Below are 6,728 nucleotides of genomic sequence, written 5' to 3'. Positions count from 1 at the left end.
AGTCTTATACCACAAGGCTTTGATATGCATATTGGAAACTCCTTAGTTATTTGCAGGAGTCTCAAATGTTTCGTAACTTATTCATTAATTAATAGTCACGACATGGTATCCAGAATGATTAAATCCATCGCCCGTGAATCCGAGAACCCCTTTCTTTGTCATTCCTACGGAAACAGGAATCCAACTAGATTCCCGCCTTCGCGGGAATGACGGAAGAAAAACGGGAATAACGAGACTAGTAACTTTGCTTTCAATAACGTTTATCAGAATTTATTAATGAGGTTTTCGGATTCACTTCATTGCATATTGCGAAAATGATTATTTTTTGTTAAAATTTTATTCATGGAAAATGAACTACAGAAAAATACGGGGTTTGATAAAGGAAGAGTCAAGCTAGTTATTGTTTTTTTTATGGTTATGCTGTTTATGCTAGCATCATTTTTATTAACTAAAACATAGCTATTAATGATTATTTTAGAGCCGGCAAATCTAAATTTTCCGGCTCTTTTTAGTTTGTTCCTCTAAGGCTTTAATTTGGTCTCTAATTTTGGCCGCTTTTTCGAATTCAAGCGCCTCGGCATATAAATTCATCTCATCCTTCAATTTTGAGATGACATAAGTTATTTCATCTTTTGGAATTTTTGATATCTGGATTGTTTTTTCATCAGAATCAGATTTTCCGATACCTGCAAAAACTGCTTTAATATCTTTTTGTATACTTGTCGGGGTGATATTATGCTTCAAGTTATACTCATGCTGAATTTTTCGGCGCCTTTCAGTTTCCTTAACCGCCTGCTTAATAGATTTCGTAATATTATCCGCATAAATAATAGCTTTTCCTTCAATATGACGGGCCGCTCTTCCTATAGTCTGGATCAAAGAAGTGGCAGAGCGCAAAAATCCTTCTTTATCTGCATCCAAAATCAATACCAAGGACACTTCCGGCAAGTCCAATCCTTCTCTTAAAAGATTAATACCGACTACAACATCATAAACGCCGGCCCTAAAATCTCTTAATATATCCAGCCTTTTTAAAGTTTCAATATCTGAATGTAAATAATGAACTTTAATATCCAATTCAATCAAGTATTCAGCTAAATCCTCAGCCATCCTTTTAGTTAAGGTGGTAACAAGTATGCGCTGTTTCTTCTCTATTCTTTTTTGAATTTGAGTTATTGCATCATCAATCTGATTTTTTGCCGGCCTGATCTCAATTTCCGGATCTAGTATCCCGGTTGGCCTTATTGCCTGCTCAACTACCCCTTCAACATTTTTCCCTTTTTCGTGCAATCTGTATAATTCAAAATAATTTTGGACTTTATCATTCGTACTTTTCGCAAATTCATACTTGCTTGGGGTAGCAGAAACAAATATAGCTTGATTGATCTTACCTTCAAACTCATTAAATTTTAAAGGCCTATTTTCCAATGCTGAAGGTAAACGAAACCCGTAATCAACCAAGGTTTGCTTTCTGGCACGATCTCCTGCATACATTCCGCCAATTTGAGGCACGGTTATATGAGACTCATCAATAAACAAAAGGTAATCAGAAGAATTATGCAAAAAATAATCAATCAAGGTAAACTGCGGGTCTCCCTTTTTACGTTCTTCGCCTGATAAATAAAACGAGTAGTTTTCAATCCCCGAAACGTAGCCCGCTTCTTTAAGCATCTCTAAATCGAATTCTGTCCTTTGCCTTAAGCGTTGGGCAGCCAATAAATTATTTTCTGCTTCTAATTCTTTAACTCTTGTTTCCAGCTCTTCCTTTATCCTTTCTATGGCTGAAGCTACTCGGCTTTCCGGCATAACAAAATGTTTAGCAGGAAAAAGATCTATGTCATTAAAAACTGCTTCCCTTTTTAAGGTTATGGGATTTAACCTGGAGAGTCTTTCGATCTCCTCCCCTGAAAACTCAACTCTAAATATAGTATCTTCATAGCTTGGAAAAATATCTAACACATCGCCTTTAACTCTAAAAGTGCCCCTCTTTGCATCTGTATCATTTCTTTCATATTGCAGTGCGGTTAGTTGTTTTAGAATATTAGTAAGATCATACTTCTCTCCTACTTTAAAATTTATGCTAATTGCCTCGTAATCTTCAGGGGAACCCAAGCCGTATATTGCCGAAACAGAAGCAACAATAATTACATCTTTCCTGGATAATAAATTAGCGGTTACCTGATATCTAAGCTTTTCTATTTCTTCATTTAAAGAAGTTTCTTTACCTATATAAGTATCCGTAGAAGGGATATATGCTTCTGGTTGATAATAATCATAATAAGAAACAAAATATCCTACAAAATTGTTTGGAAAAAATTCCTTAAACTCCGAAGCAAGTTGAGCGGCCAATGTTTTGTTATGAGAAATAATCAAAGTCGGCTTTTGAATATTCTGAATAACGTTAGCCATTGTAAAAGTTTTCCCGGAGCCAGTTACTCCAAGTAGAGTTTGAAATTTTTTGCCATGATTCAAGACCTTGGTTAGGCTCTCTATAGCCTTAGGCTGATCTCCAGTCGGTTTGAATTTTGATACTATTTTGAATTTATCCATTGATACTCCAAACTATTATTATAACAGAGAGATTTCTCTGATCAAACTGGTTTATGCAAATAAAAAAGGAGCATTAGCTCAAAAAACTCTATATGCGTTATAAGAAATGACCATTGTAATGCTTGCTATACACAATACTAATCAAAAATCTTTAGGGCGGTTGTTCTCAAATTTTTAGAACTCAGCATTCTCTTTACTGATTATGCCCCAAAACAAAATTACCATTAAAATAAAACTTGTTATTGACGAATATTTTGATAAAGTAAATATTTCCTGCCAAAAAGTATTACTCTTTTTAAGTATCTTAAAATCTGTAACGTAAATTACTTCGCATGCGCCATCCTCCACGTCGTCTCTGGTAATACTTGAAGTTCTGACGAAAGATTCTCCTTTTTTGCTATAACTTACCAGATAACCCTTCAAATATATTTGATCCCACTTACCAGCACTAATAATTTTTTTATTTATTTCCTCATTATCTGATAAAAGGTGGTTATTGGATAAGGAATTATTTTTAAATTTCGATGCATCCTCGGATCTACCCTCAATAAAGCACTTATAAGTTCCGTTACTAAACTTTAGTGATTTATAAACTTCGCTATTAATATTATCCCCCCAAATAACACAAATATCTTTAATATTTATAAAATCGCCCGCTCTTTTATAAAAATCATCCAACCAGGTAGAAGTGTTATAAAAAGAAACTATGGTTCCATAAAACTCATAATCATACATTGGTTTTAAGTTATAAGTTATTCCATTTTTTTCTATAGAAAATTCTTGCTTATCAGTAGGTGCCTGAAGCGGGCTTTGTTGTAAATCAGATAAAAAATCATTCTTAGGAGGCGGCTGTTTTATAAAATAAAAAGATAAGCCTAATGAAATTAGAGCTAATAAAAATATAATTTTCACTAACCTATACATTTGCGTCATCTAGAGTTTTCCTATCGATATTTATTTAAAATATAGATTGAACGAAACATTTATTATAAAGAATCGATCGCTAATTGGTTCTTCTTAATATCTGCTTTATTGACAAGATCTGATAACCAAGGATCAAAGTTTTTGTTTTCCTTTTTGATGACATTTTCTAATTTTTCTCTTAACAATTGCTTCTTGATCTGTTCTTTGAATTCTTCCAATCCCCAATTATAAGTTTTCTTCAAATTATCCATTAATTGCTTTTCTCCATTGTTTTCCTTGAGATATTGTTGGTATTTGTCGTCTACTTCCTTAGAGGATATCTCAATTCCTCTTTTTTTAACTTCTTCTCTTATAATTTCATCCCTAATAAGAGAGTTAGTAATATCTTTTTTCATTTCTTTTTTTCGGCTATTGTCTAAAGAATAGTTTATAAATTTGTAATAAGCTATCACGTAGTCATACGCCTCTTTAAACTCCTCCAGAGTGATCAAATTATTATTAACTATAATTGCATACTCTAAATATTTTTCACATTCTTCAATTTTTTTATTGGCGTCTTCAAAATAACTTTCTTTCTCGGAAACTTTTGCCAATTCTTCATTTGCAATCTTACATTTATGATTATTAAATGCTTCTAAGCCATCTTTATAACTCATCAGTGAATTTAGCTTCTCCTTAGCAATTTGGAAAAATGGTAGCTGAGATATTTTTTCATACATAGATACAGCTTCATTTATCTTCTGTTCTTTTACTAAATTATCTGCTTTTCGAAGAGAATAGTATCCAAAACCAAAAAAAGAAATTATTATTAACACGATTGCAATTGTTGCAATTAAAATAATTTTTGTTTTCATAATTAAGCCTTTATTAATCCTCAGAAATTGCTTGAACTGGGCAGCTTGAAACAGTTTCTTTTATACAATCTTCATCGCCCTTGCAAGAACCCTTTGCTTGAGATTTTCCATCTTCCCCTAATTCAAAACAGTCAGAACAAATCGACACGCATAAACCGCAACCAATACATTTTTCTTTATCGACATTAGGCATTTTTACCTCCCATAAAATAAGTTATTTCTCTTTTTGATTATAGATTTCATTAATCTCTGTAATTATCTGATTAACATCTTTGTTATGAAGATGGGCGCCTAAAGCAACAGTTTCAAGCTTAGCTCCCGGACAGCCTGCACAAAACCCAAAATGTTTTTGCAAAACAGAATCGGACTTGGGACATTTTTCTAATACTTCGTGAATTGTCATCTTTTTGTTGATTTTTTGCATGTCTTAATTATAGCAAATCCGGACGCCTTTTTTTAGTTTTTTGAACTGCTTCATTTCTTCGCCATTGGTTTATTTTTGCGTGATTGCCGGAAAGTAATATATCAGGCACTTTCCATCCTTTGTATTCATTTGGCTTGGTATATTGAGGGTACTCTAATAATCCATCTTTAAAGGATTCTTCCTGTAAAGATTCCTCTTTACCTAAAACACCTGGGATTAGACGGGATATTGAATCTATAAGCATTGCTGCCGGAATTTCTCCGCCAGTTAAGACATAATCCCCTATAGAAATTTCCTCATCCACTAAATTCTTTCTAATTCTCTCATCGAAACCTTCATAATGGCCGCAAATTAAAATAATGTTTTTTTCTTTTGATAATATTTCGGCTGTTTTTTGTTTAAAAACCTTACCTTGAGGAGTTAATAATATAACTTTCTTTTTCCCATTCTTAATCTTTAATTTTATTGCTTTAAGCGCTTTATCTATAACATCTACCCTTAAAACCATACCTGCTCCACCGCCACAAGCTTTATCGTCAACTTGTTTTCTTTTATCAATTCCCCAATCTCTAAAATTATGTATGTGGATTTTTACCAAACCTTTTTCTCTAGCCCTTTTGATAATACTTTCAGAAAAAACGCATTCAATTGTTTTTGGAAAAAGAGTTAATATATGAAAATTTATTTTCGGTTTCATGATAATTTTATTATACATCAAAAAACCCTCCGGTTTGAGGCCGAAGGGTTCTTAAAATTTCTATTTAGATTTTAATATCGTCAATACTTGAAGCAGTGTCATCTTTGACTTCGGCTTTCTCGCTGCCTTCAACTTTAGCGCCGCCTTCTGGTCTCTCGCTGCCTTCTGGCTCAACAATTTTAAGATTTACTCTTGCATTGTTTTTAGCGCCAACCACTCTTAGTAAAGTCCTAATTGATTTAGCGGTTTTTCCTTCTTTTCCAATTATTTTTCCCATGTCGGAAGGATCAACTTTAAGTTCAATCAAAACTCCTCTTTCATCGATAGTTCTGCTTGTTTGAACTTTATCTGGACTATCAACTAGTGCCTTAACAATGTATTCAACAAATTCTTGGTCTTTTTCTGTTGCCACTTGTTTCTCCCTTTAAAAGAATCTCTTAATATTTCGAGCTTCGACCTAGCCCTACTATAACAATAATATCAATCTTTGGACTTAAAATTATATCAAATTTTCTCATAAAAGTAAATATGATTTTAAGTTATTCTGTCTTTTCTATCTCTGGTTCTTTGGGCTCTTTTTTATCTTTATTTTCTTTGGGTTTTTGCTCTTTTTCGTTAACAGTCTTCTCTTTTTTATCAGCTTGTTTGGGTTCTTCTTTCTCTTTAGTTGGCTTCTTAATTTCCTCTGCTGATTTTTCTTTCCCGACGCTTTCGGTCGGGACTCCAACCTCGGCCTTGACGGATGCCAGAGCTTCCTCTGTTTTCTTTTCTTCACTTACAACAGGTGCTACTACTGACGTTGATGGTGCTGCTCCTCCTGTTTTTTGATCTTTTTTCTTTAATCTTTTCTTATCAGGCTTTTTCTCAACATCTTCCTCTTTTAATATACCTTCCTTAATCATAAGTCTTGCGACAGTATCGGAAGGTTTTGCACCTTTTTTAATCCATTCCAAGGCTTTTTCTTTATCAATATTGATAGTTTTTGGTTGTACCTGTAAATTAACATTTCCTATAATATCTACAAAACGACCATAAATAGGCATGGTTTTTTCAGCTACGATAACACGAAAGCTTGGTCTTTTCTTTTTTCCTGTCCTTCTGAGTCTGATTACTAACATAAATTTTATCCTTTTCTAAATTAAAAATTGCCTTATCTCTTAAAGCTATGTAGGAATATTAGCAAATGTGGGACTAAAAGTCAATTCATTGTACGCGTCACGCACATTTGAGACTCCGGAACAGTTTTTATTAAATAATCAATGGGTGAAATATTACCCAA

Annotated in this window: 8 protein-coding genes; all 8 read right to left on the bottom strand. The window is 33.3% G+C overall.

Going from position 1 to position 6,728, the window contains the following annotated elements; genetic code table 11:
* Positions 1 to 489 precede the first annotated feature (489 nt).
* The gene (locus COX95_01790) at positions 490 to 2,550 is read right to left on the bottom strand and encodes an excinuclease ABC subunit UvrB (protein PIZ86257.1); all 2,061 of its coding nucleotides are present in this window, start codon (positions 2,548 to 2,550) and stop codon (positions 490 to 492) included.
* Between the two features lie 174 nt (positions 2,551 to 2,724).
* Positions 2,725 to 3,483: a hypothetical protein gene (locus COX95_01785; GenBank protein ID PIZ86256.1), complete on the bottom strand. Its 759-nt coding sequence runs from the start codon at positions 3,481 to 3,483 to the stop codon at positions 2,725 to 2,727.
* Between the two features lie 53 nt (positions 3,484 to 3,536).
* The gene (locus COX95_01780; GenBank protein PIZ86255.1) at positions 3,537 to 4,328 is read right to left on the bottom strand and encodes a hypothetical protein; all 792 of its coding nucleotides are present in this window, start codon (positions 4,326 to 4,328) and stop codon (positions 3,537 to 3,539) included.
* A gap of 13 nt (positions 4,329 to 4,341) precedes the next feature.
* Entirely contained in the window at positions 4,342 to 4,521 is a 180-nt protein-coding gene (locus COX95_01775) for a ferredoxin (protein ID PIZ86254.1), read from the bottom strand.
* A gap of 21 nt (positions 4,522 to 4,542) precedes the next feature.
* Entirely contained in the window at positions 4,543 to 4,752 is a 210-nt protein-coding gene (locus COX95_01770; protein PIZ86253.1) for a hypothetical protein, read from the bottom strand.
* A 7-nt stretch (positions 4,753 to 4,759) separates the two neighbouring features.
* Positions 4,760 to 5,437 (bottom strand): tRNA (guanosine(37)-N1)-methyltransferase TrmD, encoded by a 678-nt coding sequence (locus COX95_01765; GenBank protein ID PIZ86258.1) that lies wholly within the window; start codon positions 5,435 to 5,437, stop codon positions 4,760 to 4,762.
* Positions 5,438 to 5,513: 76 nt separating this feature from the next.
* Positions 5,514 to 5,861: an RNA-binding protein gene (locus tag COX95_01760; protein PIZ86252.1), complete on the bottom strand. Its 348-nt coding sequence runs from the start codon at positions 5,859 to 5,861 to the stop codon at positions 5,514 to 5,516.
* A 127-nt stretch (positions 5,862 to 5,988) separates the two neighbouring features.
* A complete protein-coding gene (locus tag COX95_01755; GenBank protein PIZ86251.1) occupies positions 5,989 to 6,567 on the bottom strand; it encodes a 30S ribosomal protein S16 in 579 nt (192 codons plus the stop codon).
* Between the last annotated feature and the right edge of the window lie 161 nt (positions 6,568 to 6,728).

The sequence above is a fragment of the bacterium CG_4_10_14_0_2_um_filter_33_32 genome (genome assembly GCA_002792735.1).
Classification (GTDB): domain Bacteria; phylum Patescibacteriota; class CPR2_A; order CG2-30-33-46; family CG2-30-33-46; genus CG2-30-33-46.
Note: the sequence above shows the minus strand (reverse complement) of the source record. Positions and strands in the feature narration are given on the sequence as shown.